This window comes from Streptomyces sp. NPDC046900, from assembly GCF_040644975.1.
Taxonomy (GTDB): Bacteria; Actinomycetota; Actinomycetes; order Streptomycetales; family Streptomycetaceae; genus Streptomyces.
On the sequence record NZ_JBEYXD010000045.1, the window covers coordinates 25,741 to 41,806 of the forward strand.

A 16,066-nucleotide genomic window follows, 5' to 3' on the forward strand; every position below is an offset into this window, starting at 1 on the left:
TCGACGCGGGCCGGAACTCCGCCCGGCGCCCCGCAGCCTCCACCGACAAGCCACAATGAGAAGAGAGGCACCAGGCTCACTGCGACCGCCCGCCGCGGACTGATGACCGGCATGCTGGCCGTTGCGCCTGACACTGGCCGCGTGCGGCTACGGCGGCACGGCGTCGGCCGCGCAGCCCGGCGGCGGCACGACCGCGGACCGGACGCGTCGGCGGGCAGTGCCGGTTCGTCCACATCGAAGGGCTCGGGGGATGCGGCCGGTATCCCGGGGATGTGCCACCAGTCGGCTGCACCGCGGCGAACTTCGACAGCGGTGCGGGCCACATCGGTTTCCAGCTTGTCTTCGAGAACACCGGCACGGCCCCCTGCACCCTGACCGGGCACCCGGGCGTCTCGTTCGCCGACACGCACGGCACCCAGCTCGGCAAGGCGCCAGCCGCACGCTGGCCGGGGACGCCTCCCGGATCGTCACGCTGATCCCGAACGCCCATCCCTACGCCGAAGTGCAGGCCGTGAACGGCCAGGGCGGATACACGCCCGAAGAGTGCCGTCTCACTACGGTGCCGGCCCTGCGCATCTACCCGCCGGGCCAGAAGGCGTCGGCGGACATCGCGTGGAACAAGCACGAGTGCGTCGGCCCCACCATGCAGAACCTGCAGGTCGGCCCGGTGCACGGCAACAGGTAGCAGCAGGCAGCCCGGTCGCGGCGGGGGCGCGGGGCCGTGCGCCCCTGCCGCGCTCTGCGGGAGGACGTCGGACGTCCGCGGCTCAGCCCGGATCCACCGGCTTGATTCCCGGTTGATCGTTTCGGGGTCGCGCAGGCCGTGTCGGGGCTGGGTTGGGGATTTGGGCATGGGGTGGTCGCGGATGGTGGCGGTGGTCGCCCTGGCATGGAACGCGGAGGCCAGGGCGCCGGCGGCGCGGGTCAGATTGTGTGCCAGGGCCGCCAGGGCGAGCCACGCGGCATTGGCCTGGAGTTTCGCGAACAGCTCGTGAAGCTTGGGCTCGGTGTTGGGCAGACGCTTGTCGAACGCTTTCTTCCCGGCCGGGGTGACGGCGGTGGCGTGGTGTTCGCCCTTGCCGACGTCCAGGCCGAGGAAGACGTCAATGTCGCCGGTGTCGATCACGTGCAGGCCCCTCCACTCACGCTTTCGTCCGGCCTTGCCAGGGCACCGAGCTGCCACATCCACGTTACGGAGAGCTCTTCCGGCTCGGGTGAAGCCGATGCTCAAGCCCCTCATCAGCGGTCCGTCGATGCCTTCGGACCCGGTGACACCACCCCCCGGATCATCAACAACAGGAGGGGGAAGTCATGCTGGACCCGAAGGCCGGAGACCCCGTTGCGGAGCCACGAAGTAGGTAACGGGGGGACGCGCGCCCGAACGCGCGGGTCAGGCGACGCGGCCTGCCGGGCCCGGATCGTTGGGGTGCGGCTGCACGGCGGTGATCACCGAGACCATCCAGGGCCACAGCGGCAGGGTGCCGAGCACCTTCTCGTACAGCTCCTGCTCGCCCGCGGCGCGCCACAAGCCGATGCTGCGCAGTTCGCCCACCGGGCGCCACAGCCTGACCAGGTGGCCGGCGGCGGCCAGTTCCCCGGCCCGGACGGCTTCGGCGGCACGGCGGCGGTCGACCTCGACCTGCGGGGTGTCCTCGGGGACGACAGTGGTGAGCTCGACCAGGAACTCCTTCATGACCTCTCCAATCTGCGGTGCTGCTGGGGCACTTGAGCGGCGTGGGTCCGTCAGTCGTCGGCGGCGACCCGGGAGACGTGGTACTGGCGGATCCGCCAGCCGTCGCCGTCGTGCAGAAGGACCAGCGACAGGTGCACGGACACCGCCCAGCCGTCTGGGTCGCGGAACGTGACGTCGGCGAAGCCGCCGGCCAGGTCCTCGCCGATCCGGTAGCCCTGGACGTCCGCGACGTGGGCGCTACGCTCGGCCGACACGGCCTCGTAGTAGGCGCGTACGGCCTCCCGGCCGGAGACGACCACGGGCCCGAATCCCTGGAAGAGGGCGTCGGGGGTGAACAGGTCGGCCATGGCGGCCGGCTGGTGGCCGTCGAAGGCGGCCTTCCAGCGGCCCAGCACCTCATGCATGGGATGGTTCGATGCGTCTGCACTCATGGTGATCAGCTCTCCTGGGGATGGGGTGCGCCGGAGGCGAAGGCGGCGCTGTGAAGGGAGTTGGCGGGGCCCGGCCCCGTCCGCTGACACGGCGGCGGGCTGCCGGGGGCTGTCGCGGTTCCGTCCGGCAGAGTGGCCGCAGTGCGGAGTTCCGAATCCTAGCCGACCGGTCTAGTAAATGATAGCCGAGCGGTCGTATACTGCCCTCATGGGGCGCACCAGTGATGCCAAGGAGAAGATCATCAGTGCCGCGGAGTCGCTCATCGAGCTCCACGGCTATTCGGCGTTGGGCGTGGCCGAGATCTGCAAGGCGGCCGGAGTACCCAAGGGCAGTTTCTATTACTTCTTCGAGTCCAAGGAGGCGCTCGCGCTGGCCGTGATCGACCAGCACTGGACGGTCGAGCGCCGCGGGTGGACCGGCGTGCTGAACAGCGACGCGCAGCCGCTGGAGCGGCTGCGCCGACTATTCGAACTGACGGAGGCGGCCCAGCTGACCGGCCAGCGGAACTGCGGAACCGTCTCGGGCTGCATGTTCGGGAACCTCACCCTGGAGATGAGCAACCAGACCGAGGCCATCCGCGCGCGCCTGCAGGGCATCTTCGACGCCCAGGTCGACATGGTCGGCTCCCTCATCGACGAGGCCCGCGAACGCGGCGAGGTCGTCGTCAGCGACACCCATCAGGCCGCCCGGTCGATCGTCGCCCAGCTCGAGGGTCAGGTCCTCTTCGCCAAGCTCTACAACAACACGTCCCTGGCCGACACCTTGTGGACGAGCGCCCTGTCCCTGCTGGGCGCCCGCGCACCGCAGACGGCTGCCGAGGCCTGAGAACCGCGGGCGGTTCCGCCCGCGCAGGAGAGACACACATCCATGATTCCCGCATTCGCCGCTCTCGAGGTGAGCACGCCCGTTCTCACCCCGCCGATGGCCGGCGGCGCTGGTGACCGCGGCCACCCGGGCCAGCGGCCTCGGATTCCTCGCCGGCGGGTCCCGCACGCCGCGTGCACCTGCCCCCGCAGACCATTCACCGGAATACCGCCTGTGAGGTCTCACATCAGTTGCGGTAACGGCTGAGCCCCGAACAGGCCCACCGCCAGCGGTGGTGCAGCCACCAGCTCCGCCACCGCTCGTGCATCCCGCCTCCGGTCCAGTTCGTCTTCGCCTCCTGCCACGTCCGAGCGGTAACGGGTAGTTCGGTCTGAGCCGCCCATATTCCTGTTCGGGGCAGGCGGACTGGGATACTCCGGCCATGGACGCTGGGGCGATAGGGAGCGGTTCTCGATCGGACATGGCCCTGACTGCGCGGACCACGTTGGCGCACGCCGCGGGCTGGGTGCTGCACTCTGCGGTGACAACGGACATCGAGGTGATCGCGGAGCTGCGGGCCACGGTCATGCGCGCGGACTTGGAACGCCTGGGGCGCTACGACGAGCACCGAGTGCGGCAGCGGCTGCGGCACTCCTTCTCCCCGCAGCACACGTCGATCATCATGATCGACGGTGAACTGGCAAGTTGCGTCACGGTCCGGCCCGCCGAAGACAGGCAGTGGCTGGAGCACTTCTACCTTGCTCCCCGCTGTCAGGGCCAAGGGCTCGGATCCGCTGTGTTGCGAACGGTACTGGAGCGAACGGACGCGCAGGGCATGACCGTGGGCTTGAACGTCTTGCAGGGCAGTGCTGCCCGCCGGCTCTACGAGCGCCACGGATTCGTCGTAGAAGCCCAGGACCCGATCGACGTCTTCATGATGCGCCCACCGGGAACGATGACGGCCACTCCTGCAAAAGCCTGACCTGCAACGGTGTGACAGCCTCGGCTTGGTCCGCAAGGACTGTCTTCTACCGCCGTGACGTGCGCCGCGACCGCCTTCATCGCGGCCCACTCGGTCGGATAGTTCGGACGGACCTCCGCAACCATGCGTACGGCACACTCGCGAGCTCAACAGGGTACGGGGACGTGCCATGACTCGATCCTCTCAGGGAATCGAGCCCCCATCACGCTCGAGCAAAGCGGCGCTGAACCTGCTCACCAAGGCGCGAGCCACCCGAGTCCGGTCCGCGCGACGTACACGTCAACACGGTCGACTCGGGGCTGACCTGCACGCAGGCCCCGCAGGAGGCCACCGAAGCGATCGTCTTCCTCACCGATGACACGGCCAGCGCCGCCCCCTCCCGCCAACGCCCACAGCACCGACGGACACAGTGCCGCGGGTGACCTCTCGTAGGTGTCTGGTAGGTCTCAGGCCACCGCAGCGCCCCGCTGGGAGCCGACTGGTCTCGTGCCCTTCACACCCGACCGCAAGCGGAGCGCGGGGGTGGCCTCGCTGGTTGTCCGGTTGGTGTTGCTGCTTCCCGGTCGTCGACGACGCGTCCGGCCGGGGAAGGACAGGCGCACAACCGGGATGACCCCCACGCGCCGGCAGCCCCGTTGGCACTACCAGTTCCGCCTGCCGTACAGCTGAGACGGGTGCCGGCGCACCGCCGCTCCACCGCTGTCGGCGAAGCCGCCGGGCAAAGGGAGCCTGCCCGGCACGCTCAAGGTGTGGGGGCCGGTGCGGCAGCGGGCCCAGGGCGCGTAACGCGGGCGATAACGCTCACCAAAAAAGCGCGCTCTCGCACACCTCCGCGACGGCCCACTGGGCTGCCCGCAAAGTGCAGTTACGGGACAGCCTGTAGCCGAGCAGCCCTTTTGTGCGCCGGGGTTTCCGTGATCCACTGCGCCGAACGGGATGTGAGCTTTCACACTCATCACAGAATTGCCCCCCGGTATCCACGTGCGGCAGAGTTCCACCCCTGTCAGGCCCCGCATACGACACAGCTGTACCCCCAGCGGTGCGGCACCTCAAAAGCACCACAGCCAACTTCATAGCGCCGTCGTATGCCGCCCGAGCACCACGCGGCCGCCCCTGCCACGGGGTTGTCCACCGGGCCCGTGCCTCCCGTGACCCCGCAGTTGGGAGGCCAGCATCAGGGGGAACGATTGCGTCCGCCAGGGTCACCCAAGCGGACGATCCTGGAAGGAAACCGTGTGAGCCGGATTTCGGTCCGGGGATTCGCAGTGGCCTCGGCCACGGCGGTCACCGCTGTCGGCGCCGTCACTGGTGTTGCCTCGGGCAGCACCGGGCAGCCCTCGAGCGACGCCGGGGAAACGGCAAGCGACTCGATGCTCCTCGCTGACATACCTACGGGTCAGCAGGCCCAGGTCCAGACCGCGTCGCTGACGCAGCAGGCCGACGCACAGGCTATCGCCGCGGACGTGAGCGCCAAGAAGGACGCCGAGGAGTCGGCCCGCAAGCAGGCGGCCGCGGACGCGATCGCCAAGCAGAAGGCCGAAGAGGAAACCAAGGCACGCAAGGAGGCGGACGCCGCCAGCCGTGCGAGCCGTGGCGCATCCAGCTCCCCCATCCAGAGCTCGTACACGGTCGCGCAGATCCAGTCCATGGCGCGTCAGATCGTAGGCGCGAACCAGTTCCAATGCTTCAGCAACATCGTGGACCACGAGTCCAGCTGGAACTACCGCGCGGTCAACGCAGGCTCCGGCGCCTACGGCCTCGTCCAGGCGTTGCCCGGCTCCAAGATGTCGTCCGTCGGCTCCGACTGGCAGACGAACCCGGCCACGCAGATCAAGTGGGGCCTCAACTACATGAACCAGTCGTACGGCAGCCCCTGCCAGGCGTGGTCGTTCTGGCAGGCCAACCACTGGTACTGAGCCGACATTCCGCTCGAGAGCGGACGCGCAGCCCCCACAAAGCCCCCTCGCCGTCCATCGGTGAGGGGCCTCGGCTGTATGCACCCGCGGGGCACCGCCGTGTACGTCGGTACCGAAGGCACGAGGGAAGCTGGTGGGGGGCCGACGCACGCCCGGGAGCCGAAGTGAGTGCGACGAACGAGATCATGTACACGCTGGAGACCCTGGCGCTGATCACCGCCACCGCCATCGGTGCACACCTCATCCCGAGACGTCACAGCCGAACACGACCGGCGCGGTTGGGCAGGTACAGCCGGAGCGCTCTGGGCTGGCGATGGATCCTGAGCCGGGAGCGGCGCCGGGCGCTCGAGCATGAGCTCCGGCTGCTGTCCTGCGCCCAGGCACGCATCATCACCACCCGGCTGGCGGGCGAGAACCGTTCCTAAGAACTGAGCATGAGTTGCACGGGCTCAGTCGGACGCTCCGAACGGTGTTGGGCGTCCTGGTCTCCCGCGTTCGCGCCGCGTCTGGTCCCAGTGGATCGTGTCCGTGGTCCGGGGATGCGGGGGCGGGTTTCCTCACGCCCTGGGGTGCCGTGTCTGGCCTGGGCGGTCCGATGCCCCGCACGATCGCTCTGGTCGTGTGGGGGCGGTGCCGTCCGTCGCCGGATGCGGTGCCCGAGGGCGCGCCTGCCGATCGCGATGCTCGCGGCATCGTGACGGGTGGTCTTCCTGGTCTTGCCGGTGAGGGGTTTTTGCCAGTGCTGGGCGCCCCACCTGCTGGTGTAGGCGGGGTCGACGGCGATGATGGTGATGCCGAGTTCGGCCGCCATGCTGACGAGCCGGGCCCGCAGCTTGGACACCGGCATGCCGGAGATCACCTGCCTGAACCGCTTCTGGCGCCCGTGTTTCTCCCGGGTCTTCTCCGCGCTGAAGTCGAGGTCTTCGATCGCGATCGACAGGCCGTCGCGTTCGGCCCAGTGCAGGAGCCGGATCAGTGCATGCCGTACCTGGGCGTCACGGTGCATCGCGGTGCCGGACAGGTCGTAGAAGAACCGGCGCGGCTCGCCGCAAGGATTGCCGTGGGCATCGAGCCGCCACGCAGCCAGATGGTCAGCGTTCGTATCGACACCGATCAGGCCGCCCTCGCGGGCGTGGGACAGGGGAACGGTCTTGACCGGTGGGATGGTCCAGGAGGCGGTGAGGTACCAGCGCCCGCGCTGCACGTCGTAGTGGATGCGGTAGGCCACGGACCGGTTCGTGGTGATGCGGTCGGCCCACTCGTCACTGCGGTGGTGGAAGAGGGCAGCGCCGGTGAGCGTATACCGGCCATGCGGAGCGTTGGCCAGGTGGGCGAGCGGCACAGGCAGTTTCAGTGACACTTCGCCCTCGGGCGTGACGCGGATCGTCTCATTGCCGAACCGCTTGCCCGATTCCCCGTCCGCCTGCAGGAACCAGCGCGATGCTTCCCACCGTTGCCGCCACTGGGCCTGGGTGAGCTGGCCGGCGTGCAGGTTGTGCCGATTGCGCGCGAGCCGCTTCCCGCCGCGCACCACCAGGACGCGGCCCGCAGCGCGGTCGGCCTGCTGGGCGCTGAGCCGGTCGTGAAGGACCTGCAGGCGCCGGGTCTTGGCGAACCACTCTTGTGCGCTGCGGTAGCCGCCTGACGCCCGCCTGTTTCCCTTCTCGCCGATCGGGAGGGACAGGCGGTGCGCGATCGTCCGCACGCCCGCCTGAAGACTTTGAATGTGCGCGAGTTGGGCACGCCGCGCAAGCGCCCACTGATCATGCGTGGCCTTGGTGATACTCCCGGCCCAGCGCGACGAAGACTCCCCTGTCAGGGCCCGCTTACGCTCCGCCCACCTCTCCGCGGAGTGCTCCAGACCATCGGCGCACCGGCGTTTAAGGTCCCTTGAGGCCAGCGAGCCCAGATGCGCGCCCACCAGGCGCAACACCTCCTCGTCGGCGGCGCTCAAGTGGCCCAGACGGGTGCGGATCGCCACACCGGACGGGCCGACGGCCACAAAAGGGGCAGCAATCGTACGCAGCGACGACTCATCACGCATCGATGCACCCCCTCCCCAACACTTGATCAGCAACAGGAAGAACGGTACCGGCCGACACTGACAGTGCCCGCCATGCGACGCGTGCGCGCTACAACACCACGAACCAGTACACGCTCGTGCACACTCACGCACGCTCCTGCACATCTGGAAACGAACAGTTCCCAACCCCCGCCACTGCCCCGAGGTACGGGACGCACTTCACACGCTGGGGAACGCCGCCTTCGACGCCGACATGATCGGCGCCTGGGAAACGTTGAGGCGTCCCTACACCTTCGAAATCCACGGTGTCCACTACCGGTTCGGCCTGCCGTACACCTGAGACGGGGTGCCTTCCGCCCACCCTCTTCCCCCCACAGGGATCGAGGTGCTGCACAGCGCGCCACGGCTGACCAGCAGGTGGTCGCAGGTCGAACCCGGCACCCACGGTTCATCGATCGGCATGCTGTCCTCAGGCCGAACTCATGCCCTCCGCGGTGGTGGTAGGCGATCACCGCCATGAGATCGATGAACCGCTGGTCGCAAACCTGCGCGGTCATGACGAACTCAACTCCGTGACCGTCCTTTTCCATCGGAGCCCGGCACCCGGCACTCGCATAGGCCCAACCGTCGCTGCGGGGGCCGGGCCCCACCACGACCATCCGCAGATCGGGCACTACCTCTCACCGTTCGGGTCCGAGGCCGTAGTCGACGACCTCCACACCATGTCCCTTGAAGAACGCCCGCCCGTGTGACGCAACGGCCTCGGCGGCCGACAGCCCTTCCTCACTCACCGCGCGATCACCCAGACCTGTTGGTGGCCACCATCCGTGTCCGGGAGGTTCGGTTCCCGGCACAAAGCGCGTCCGATCTCGGCGGGGCATGCTGGCGCGGCACTGACACACCAACCGACCGCCTATCTGCTGGTTTCGGCACCACAGGTGCCGCGGAGGTGAATCCCTGTGTTGTACCGTGCCCCCTCCCATATCCCCGGCGAGGACCCCCCTGCGACGGAGTCAGACACGGCCCGTCGCATTGCCCGGATCGGAGCTCTGACAACAGGTCTGCTCTTCACCGCCTGGGTCGTCGACTACATCGACCGGCTGGTGATCGCCCTGGCACTTCCCGACATCGGCAAGGCCTTCCACGTGGACAAGACCGAACAGGGCCTGGTCGTAACGGTGTTCTTCATCGCGTATATGGCCTGCCAGGTGCCGGGAGGCCTCCTGGCGGACCGCTTCGGGTCCCGGCCGATGATGGTGATAGCCCTCATCGCCTGGTCGCTCTTCACCGGATTCACCGGTTTGGTTGCCGCCTTCGCCGTACTCCTGCTGGTCCGCATCCTCTTCGGCGTCAGCGAGGGCATCTTCCCCGGCGCATCCATCAAGGCGCTGAGCGAACGCACCTTGCCCTCACGTCGAGGCGCGGCGATCGGCACCATGCTGTCGTCCAACAGCCTCGGAGCAGCCCTCGCACCGCTCATCGCGGCCCCCGCCATGGCGCTGGTGGGCTGGCGGAGCACGTTCCTGCTCGTCGCCGGTCTCGGCCTGGTGATGGCAGTGATCCTGTGGCGTTTCCTGCCCAGGAAGCTGAGCCGCGAGGAGTTGGGCGGCGCCCCCGTAAAGGCCGAGTTCTCGGCCGACACCGCGACCCAGAAGCCGGTTCCTTCGTGGACGCTGCTGCGGACGCCGGCCATGTGGAAGTTCGCCGCGCTGCTGGGCGGCGGGAACATCGTCGCCTACGGCCTCCTGACCTGGGTACCCAGCTACTTCATGGACGTCCGGCATGTCCAGCTTGCCGACACCGGGTGGCTCGCAGCCATTCCGTGGTTCGTGGCGGCGGCTGCGACCGTCCTGGGCGGGTGGCTGTTCGACCGGTACTTCCACGACCGGGCCCGGCTCATGGTGGTACCCAGCTTCGTCCTCGGAGGCATCTTCATCGGGCTCATGATGGTGGCCCACTCCACCGCCGCCTTCACCACCTACCTCACCCTCGGCAACGCGATCATGGCGCTTCCGACCATGGCCGTCATGGGGCTGCCGCTGCGGGTGCTTCCCACCCGCATCGTCGGCACCGGCATGGGCCTGCTCAATCTCGGCGGCCAGCTCGCGGGAGCCATCACCCCGCTGGTCATGGGCTTCCTCGTCGACCGTTTCTCCTACACCGTCGCCTTCGGCTTCATGCTGGTCGGCGTCGTGGCCTCGATCACGGGCGCGCTCTGGGTGCCGCAGACCACCGACCAGTTCGCACGCTCAGCCCCGGCAGGACTGCTCCAAGCAGCATGAGCACCACAAGCCCAACACGGTGACGCCGCCTTGGCGGACGCGCGCAGGGCTGTGGCGCCCGCTCTTTGGCGGGCGTCACCAGCCCTGCGCGCCCCTCACACCGCGCTGCGGGCCTTCGCCGTCGGTCCGCCCCATCCGCACCGCGCACAGCGCATACCGTGCAGGTGACCCTCAGTCAGCAGCGCGAGCAGAACAGCCATCTCGAAGTGCCGAAGTCAGTGGGCGGGTCAGGTGGTTGCGGCAGAGGCCGATCCCGTTGCGGTTCCCGTTGCAGTCGCCCGCGTTCGCACCCGCCCCCGGGCTCTGGGCCCAGGGTGCTCGGCTCCGGCCTCCCCGAGCAACCGAGCCGCCGAGCCGCCGTGTCCGAGGTGCGGGTCTGCGGGTGAGCTCTGGGTGGGCCGCTGTCGGCGGCGGGAGCCCCCCGGCCGGTGGTTCACGGTGCTGTCCTCAGCCGGGTGGCCGCGAGGTCGGTCGCGGTCGCGAGCGTCGTTTGGCCGGCACGATCGGCGGTGGTGAGGATCTCGGCGAGCGTGGTGCCGATGTGGTGCACCCGCTCGATCGCCTCGCCGTGTCCGATGCCCTCGACCTCGCGGGCCAGCGCGTAGATCACGCCGCCGGCGTTGGCCACGAAATCGGGCGCCCAGAGGATGTCCCGCTGCCGGAGCACGTCGGCGACGTCGTCGGTGACGAGCTGGTTGTTGGCCGGTCCGACGATCGCCGCGCAGCGCAGCCGGGGAACCACTGCGTGGTCAAGGATTTGGCCGACTGCGGCCGGGACGAGGATCTCGGTGTCGGTGGTGATCGCCTGTGCGGGTTCTACCCATGTCGCGCCGAGTTCCTTGGCCAGCACCCTTTTTTGGTCGTCCACGTCGGACACGGTCAGCTCGGCGCCTTGTTCGGCGAGGCTGCGCGCCAGTCGCTCGCCGACCGCGCCGAGCCCGCTGACGGCGATGCGGCGTCCGGCGAGCGATTCGGTGCCGAACCGGTGCACCGACACCGTGCGCAACGCGGCCAGCACCCCGATCGCGGTCGGTAGGGCGGGGGATCCGGAGCCGCCGTGGGACTCGGGGAGGCAGAAGGCGTGCGGGGTGCGCTCCCGTACCACGATCATGTCCTGGGCGCAGGTGCCGACGTCGGGTCCCGTGCTGTAGCGGCCGTCGAACTCCGCGACCAGGTCACCGACGTCGAGGAGCACCGTGCGGCGGTCGATGCGTGCCGGATCGGCGCCCTCGTCCAGAGCGATCACGGTCTTGCCGCCGCCGTAGGCGAGGCCGGCGGCGGCGCACTTGTAGCTCATGGCCTGCGAGAGCCGCAGCACGTCCGCCAGGGCGTCCTGCCAGCAGCGGTAGGCCCGCATCCGGCACCCGCCCACCGCGGGGCCCAGTGCTGTTGAGTGCACCGCGACCATGAGCGTCACGCCGGATCGGGCTCCGCGGCGGATGACCAACCGCTCATGTGCGAGCGGGCCCTGTTTCGCTGCGACATCCTGCATCGGGCTCCCTTTCGGATCATGGTGGCCCCGGCTCTTTCCGGGGGATCCGCCGCAGCATCCGGGCCGCCGCCCATGCGTTGCATCGTCGGGAGCGCACAACGCCGCGCCACAACTTGTGCGGACCGCACCATCCACGCCGGCAGAAGTGCGCTCCACGACATCGTCGGTGGCTCCAAGGGCGGTTTCCGGGGTGCCTTGGACGGAGTTGACGCCAAGGAGCCCGGAGGGCCGGGATACGGGTGCTGTCGACGTGGTCCGCCGGTAAAGCGCCGTGTCCCGGCGGGGGCGGAGGCAACCGGCTCGAGCAATCCGCCTGCGGATCCGGCGTATTGGGGTCCGGCGACGAACGCGAGGTGCCCGTCTGGTGCTCAGCGACGAAGACGGCCCGGGGGTGCCGGCTGGATGCTCCTGCGCATCCTCACCGCCACGGTGGGCTGCTGGAGGCATTCTGATGAGACTGCACGGAACCAAGACAGCGGTGTTGTGTGTGATCGCGCTCGCCGCCACGGCCTGCTCCGCGGGGGCCTCGGGCTCGGGCGCCGGGAGCCAGGGCGCCTATGTCCGCAACGGCACGTTCACGTCGACCCTGTCGCAGGACCCGGGCAAACTCGACCCGTACCACACCGTGGTCGCCGCGGCCAACGACCTGCTGTCTTTCACCTACGACCCGCTGGTGGCCCTGGACGACAAGGGAAATCCGGTCCCGGGCATCGCGACCAAGTGGCATGTCACCCCCTCGTCGGTCACTCTGACCCTCCGCAAGGGCGTCACGTGCTCCGATGGCTCGGCGGTGACCCCCAGCGTCGTCAGCAAGGACCTGGACTATCTCAAGGACCCCAAGTCCGCCTCGCCGCTGCTTGGCATCGTGCTGCCGGGCCCGGACTTCACCACCAAGGCCGACGACGCCGCGGGCACCGTCACGATCACCACCGGCACACCCGACGGCCTGCTGCTCCCGTCGCTGGCCGCCTTCTTCGTGGTGTGCGGCAGCGGCACGGCCGATCCCACCGCACTGGCCAGGACCAGCAGTGGATCGGGCCCCTACAAGCTGACCGAGGCCGTCCCCAACGACCACTACACGCTGGTCCGCCGCGACGCGTACGCCTGGGGGCCCAACGGCGCCAGGATCAATGTGCCCGGAGCCCCGCAGAAGATCGTCCTGAAGATCGTCAACAATGACACCACCGCGGCCAACCTCCTCACCAGCGGCACCCTCAACGGCAGCATCGTCAACGGCCCCGACCGGCAGCGGCTGATGGCCACCATGAAGGAGTACCGCTTCGAGAACGGCGGGACCCTGGCGGTGTTCAACGAGCACCCGGGCCATCCCGGTGCCGACCCGGTGGTCCGCAAGGCGCTCACGCAGGCCCTGGATCGCGGGCAGATCGCCGATGTGCTCACCGACCGGCAGGGCAAGATCGGTGACAGCACGATGGGTGTGCCGCCGATGGTCTGCGACGACTTTGGTGCTGCGGCGGGCATCCCCGCGTTCGACGCGGCGGCCGCGGCCGCCGCGCTGGATGCGGCGGGCTGGCGCAAGGGCGCGGACGGGATCAGGGCGAAGGGCGGTAAGCGGCTGACCCTCACCGCGATGTACTCCTCCGACCGGCCGAACGCGTCGGCGGGCATGGAGCTGTTCTCGGCCGCGTGGAAGAACCTCGGGGTCGAGGTGAAGGTGAAGAGCCTGAACTCGGCCGCCTTCCTGCAGGCGGTCTTCCAGAGCGACAACTGGGACGTCACCCCGGAGATCAACCTGGCCACCCAGCTGCCGTCACAGAGCGTCAGCTTCTTCTCGGGCCCCGGCGCCCCCAAGGGATCCAACTTCGCCGGCATCCACAACAGCGCCTACGAGCAGCTGGTCGCCCAGGCGGTCAAGGCCCCCGGCCGGCCCGGCTGCCAGATGTGGACCCAGGCCGAGAAGGCGCTCTTCGCCCGAGCCGACGTCGTCCCCATCGCCCAGCGGTACGTCAGCTACTTCGGGCGCGGCGCGACCTTCGAGATCTCCGGCGAGATGCCCCTGCCGACCAGCATCCGGCTGCGCGCCCACTAAAGGAGACACCACGCCATGGCTCAGCCATCCCCGGGCCGCGTGACACTCCCGCGCGACGGTTCCCGGGCGGTCGTCGCACGCGCGGAGCACCAGGGGGAGGACATCCGGCGGTCCTCCCCCTGGGCACGGTTCTTGATCAGACGAGTGGTACGCCTGGCGATCTCGCTCTTCGTGGTCATCACCGCCTCGTTCCTGCTCGTCCACCTCGTCCCCGGGGATCCGGTGCGCTCCGCTTTGGGCATCACGGCCGACCCCGCTGTGGTGGCGGCCCGCCGAGCCCAACTTGGCCTGGACAAGCCCTTGCTGACGCAGTACCTGCACTACCTGGGGGGCGTCTTCACCGGGAACCTCGGTACCTCGATCACCAGCGGCGATCCGGTGTCGTCGGTCATCGCCACCCGGCTGCCGGCGACCGCACAGTTGGCGGGTGGGGCGTTCCTGCTCACCGCGCTGGTGGCCATCCCCGTCGGTATGTGGGTGGCCGCGGCCACTTATGGTGGGCGCCGCCGCGGCGCGGATCTCGCCTTCACCAGCGTGACCGGCATCTGCACCACCGTCCCCGACTTCCTGATCGGCGTGGGCCTGGTCTTCGTCTTCGCCGTCACCCTCCCCTGGCTGCCACCCGCCGGCGCCGACACACCCGCCTCCTACCTTCTGCCCGTGCTCGCTCTGGCACTCGGTCCCAGCTGCCAACTCGCCCGCATCATCCGCACCGAGACCACCCGCGTCCTGGGGCAGGACCACCTGCGGGTCGCCCGCAGCAAGCGCCTGCCCGCACGACTGCTCTACCTGCGCCACGCGCTGCCCAACGTGCTCACCGCGGGGCTCACCGTCGGCGGCATCCTGTTCGCCTCGCTGGTCGCAGGCAGCGTCCTGGTCGAGAACGTCTTCGCCTGGCCAGGGCTCGGCAGCACCGTGGTGGGCGCGATCGTCGCCCAGGACTACCCGCTGGTGCAGGCGATCGTCCTGCTCCTGGGTTCGGTGGTGCTGGTGGTGAACCTCGTCGTCGATCTGGCCCTTGGTCTGCTCGACCCCCGCTCGACCCTCACGAGGAGCTGAACAACGTTGAAGGCTCCCCTCCCTGAGGGGAGGGGATTGTCCACCCTCCAGGGCTGAGCGGGGATTTACGGCTCAGGCTGCCTCTGGGTCCACCGGACCTGGAGGTCTTACGCCCTCGACACCGTGCGGGTTCCAACCTGCCCGGACCAGCATCACGCGGGCGGAGTTCTTGTCCCTGGGGGACACGGCTGCGCACACGGTGCAGGTATACGTTCTCATCGAGAGAGGTAGTGCGTGCTTGGTTCTCGCTCCGCACGTTGCACAGTCCATCGTGGTGTGCGCCGGGTGCACCAGACGGACGTCTCGCGCGTGTTTGCGGCCCATCTCGACCAGGGCGCGCTTGGTCGCGGCGATGGCGGCATCCGCCGCCTTGCGGGCCATGGTCGTCTTCGCGAGGAACGTCGGCCGGAAGTCCTCCACCGCAACCCCGTCATGGCCGCGCATGACGGCCTTGGCCCACTTGCGGCCGGTGTCCTCACGCTGCCTCGCGATCTTCTTGTGCAGCTTCGCCGCCTGCGCCTGCGCCGTCCGGTAGCCCGCGGATGCGGGCACTCCCTTCGGACGGCGCCGCCGGGCCATCATCCGCTGGTACCTCGCGAGCCGCTGCGCGGCCCGCTTGCCGTGCCCGCCATGCGGGAGGTCGTAGGCGTCATCCGTGGTGGTAGCGGTCTCCTTCACCCCCCAGTCCACGCCCAGCACGCGGCCGGTCTCAGCGAGCGGCTCAACCTGAGCCGCGACGACGAAGGACGCGTACCAGTGGCCGAGACTGTCCTGGTACACGCGCACACTGGACGGATCCGCGGGCAGCTCCCGCGACCACACCACCGTCAGGACGACCCCGCCCGCAAGGTGCAGACGACCGTCATCAAGCCGGAAACCGCGCCGGGTGTAGTTCAGGCTCGGCCGCGCCTCCCGCTTCTTCTTCCACCGGGGCATCCCCGCCCGGCGGTGCATCGCAACCCGGTCCTTGATGTCCTTCAGGGCCTTCGCGCGGGATGTGGAGAAGTCGCGTATCACCTGCTGCTGAGGCACGCTCGCGCCCTCAGCCAGCCACGGCGTCACCCTGCGGGCCTCGGTCAGCATCTTGTCGAGCTGCGCCGGACCACACGTCAGCTTCTCGCCCGTTGCCCTGGCCTGCTGATACACGGCCTTCGACTTGGCCACACATTCGTTCCAGATCCACCGGCAGCGATCCCACTCGGCTTCAAGCTGACGCCGGGCCGTCGCGGACAGGCGCACACGGAAGGTGTACCGGGCATGCCCGGCGTCCTTTGTGGTCGCTTCCGTCGTCATGCATCCGAACCTACCCGGGAGGACTGACAGTTGAGAGTTC

The 16,066-nt window shown here is 69.1% G+C and carries 14 protein-coding genes and 1 pseudogene; 9 read left to right on the forward strand and 6 right to left on the reverse strand.

Going from position 1 to position 16,066, the window contains the following annotated elements; translation table 11 throughout:
• The first annotated feature begins 272 nt into the window (after positions 1-272).
• Together ABZ904_RS32270 and ABZ904_RS32275 are read left to right on the forward strand one after the other, a co-directional pair.
• Entirely contained in the window at positions 273-476 is a 204-nt protein-coding gene (locus ABZ904_RS32270) for a DUF4232 domain-containing protein (RefSeq protein WP_361827241.1), read from the forward strand.
• A gap of 35 nt (positions 477-511) precedes the next feature.
• Complete coding sequence (locus ABZ904_RS32275) at positions 512-685, forward strand: hypothetical protein (RefSeq protein ID WP_361827244.1); 174 nt, start codon at positions 512-514, stop codon at positions 683-685.
• A gap of 285 nt (positions 686-970) precedes the next feature.
• On the opposite strand, the pseudogene ABZ904_RS32280 reads toward ABZ904_RS32275, so the two are convergent.
• The 3 genes and pseudogenes from ABZ904_RS32280 to ABZ904_RS32290 form a co-directional block, all read right to left on the reverse strand.
• Positions 971-1,126: pseudogene (locus ABZ904_RS32280) on the reverse strand (transposase); the annotation flags it as partial.
• Between the two features lie 264 nt (positions 1,127-1,390).
• On the reverse strand, positions 1,391-1,693 hold the full coding sequence (locus ABZ904_RS32285; RefSeq protein ID WP_359411825.1) for a muconolactone Delta-isomerase family protein: 303 nt from the start codon (positions 1,691-1,693) through the stop codon (positions 1,391-1,393).
• 50 nt (positions 1,694-1,743) lie between these two features.
• Positions 1,744-2,124, reverse strand: coding sequence for an SgcJ/EcaC family oxidoreductase (locus tag ABZ904_RS32290; protein ID WP_361004074.1), 381 nt, complete (start codon positions 2,122-2,124; stop codon positions 1,744-1,746).
• Positions 2,125-2,332: 208 nt separating this feature from the next.
• On the opposite strand from ABZ904_RS32290, the gene ABZ904_RS32295 reads away from it, so the two are divergent.
• The 4 genes from ABZ904_RS32295 (at position 2,333) to ABZ904_RS32310 (ending at position 6,252) form a co-directional block, all read left to right on the forward strand.
• Positions 2,333-2,950 (forward strand): TetR/AcrR family transcriptional regulator, encoded by a 618-nt coding sequence (locus ABZ904_RS32295; RefSeq protein ID WP_361827247.1) that lies wholly within the window; start codon positions 2,333-2,335, stop codon positions 2,948-2,950.
• Positions 2,951-3,410: 460 nt separating this feature from the next.
• Positions 3,411-3,911 (forward strand): GNAT family N-acetyltransferase, encoded by a 501-nt coding sequence (locus ABZ904_RS32300; RefSeq protein WP_361827250.1) that lies wholly within the window; start codon positions 3,411-3,413, stop codon positions 3,909-3,911.
• 1,235 nt (positions 3,912-5,146) lie between these two features.
• On the forward strand, positions 5,147-5,827 hold the full coding sequence (locus ABZ904_RS32305) for a transglycosylase SLT domain-containing protein (protein WP_361004768.1): 681 nt from the start codon (positions 5,147-5,149) through the stop codon (positions 5,825-5,827).
• Between the two features lie 164 nt (positions 5,828-5,991).
• Complete coding sequence (locus ABZ904_RS32310; protein WP_361004771.1) at positions 5,992-6,252, forward strand: hypothetical protein; 261 nt, start codon at positions 5,992-5,994, stop codon at positions 6,250-6,252.
• On the opposite strand, the gene ABZ904_RS32315 is transcribed toward ABZ904_RS32310, so the two are convergent.
• Positions 6,249-7,871, reverse strand: a complete 1,623-nt coding sequence (locus ABZ904_RS32315) for an IS200/IS605 family accessory protein TnpB-related protein (protein ID WP_361827253.1) — start codon at positions 7,869-7,871, stop codon at positions 6,249-6,251. The two genes, ABZ904_RS32310 and ABZ904_RS32315, sit on opposite strands and share 4 nt — an antisense overlap.
• Positions 7,872-8,809: 938 nt before the next feature.
• Here ABZ904_RS32315 and ABZ904_RS32320 point away from each other — a divergent pair.
• A complete protein-coding gene (locus tag ABZ904_RS32320) occupies positions 8,810-10,132 on the forward strand; it encodes an MFS transporter (protein WP_361827256.1) in 1,323 nt (440 codons plus the stop codon).
• 433 nt (positions 10,133-10,565) lie between these two features.
• Here the strand turns inward: ABZ904_RS32320 and ABZ904_RS32325 are convergent, their stop codons facing one another.
• Positions 10,566-11,624, reverse strand: a complete 1,059-nt coding sequence (locus ABZ904_RS32325) for a Glu/Leu/Phe/Val dehydrogenase dimerization domain-containing protein (protein WP_361827259.1) — start codon at positions 11,622-11,624, stop codon at positions 10,566-10,568.
• Between the two features lie 451 nt (positions 11,625-12,075).
• Between ABZ904_RS32325 and ABZ904_RS32330 the strand changes: the two genes are divergently transcribed.
• Both ABZ904_RS32330 and ABZ904_RS32335 read left to right on the forward strand, forming a co-directional pair.
• A complete protein-coding gene (locus ABZ904_RS32330) occupies positions 12,076-13,674 on the forward strand; it encodes an ABC transporter substrate-binding protein (RefSeq protein WP_361827262.1) in 1,599 nt (532 codons plus the stop codon).
• Positions 13,675-13,689: 15 nt separating this feature from the next.
• A complete protein-coding gene (locus ABZ904_RS32335; RefSeq protein ID WP_361827265.1) occupies positions 13,690-14,733 on the forward strand; it encodes an ABC transporter permease in 1,044 nt (347 codons plus the stop codon).
• A 72-nt stretch (positions 14,734-14,805) separates the two neighbouring features.
• Here ABZ904_RS32335 and ABZ904_RS32340 read toward each other — a convergent pair whose 3' ends face one another.
• Positions 14,806-16,026 carry a transposase gene (locus ABZ904_RS32340; RefSeq protein ID WP_361827268.1) on the reverse strand — a complete coding sequence of 407 codons (1,221 nt, stop codon included), beginning with the start codon at positions 16,024-16,026 and terminating at the stop codon, positions 14,806-14,808.
• Between the last annotated feature and the right edge of the window lie 40 nt (positions 16,027-16,066).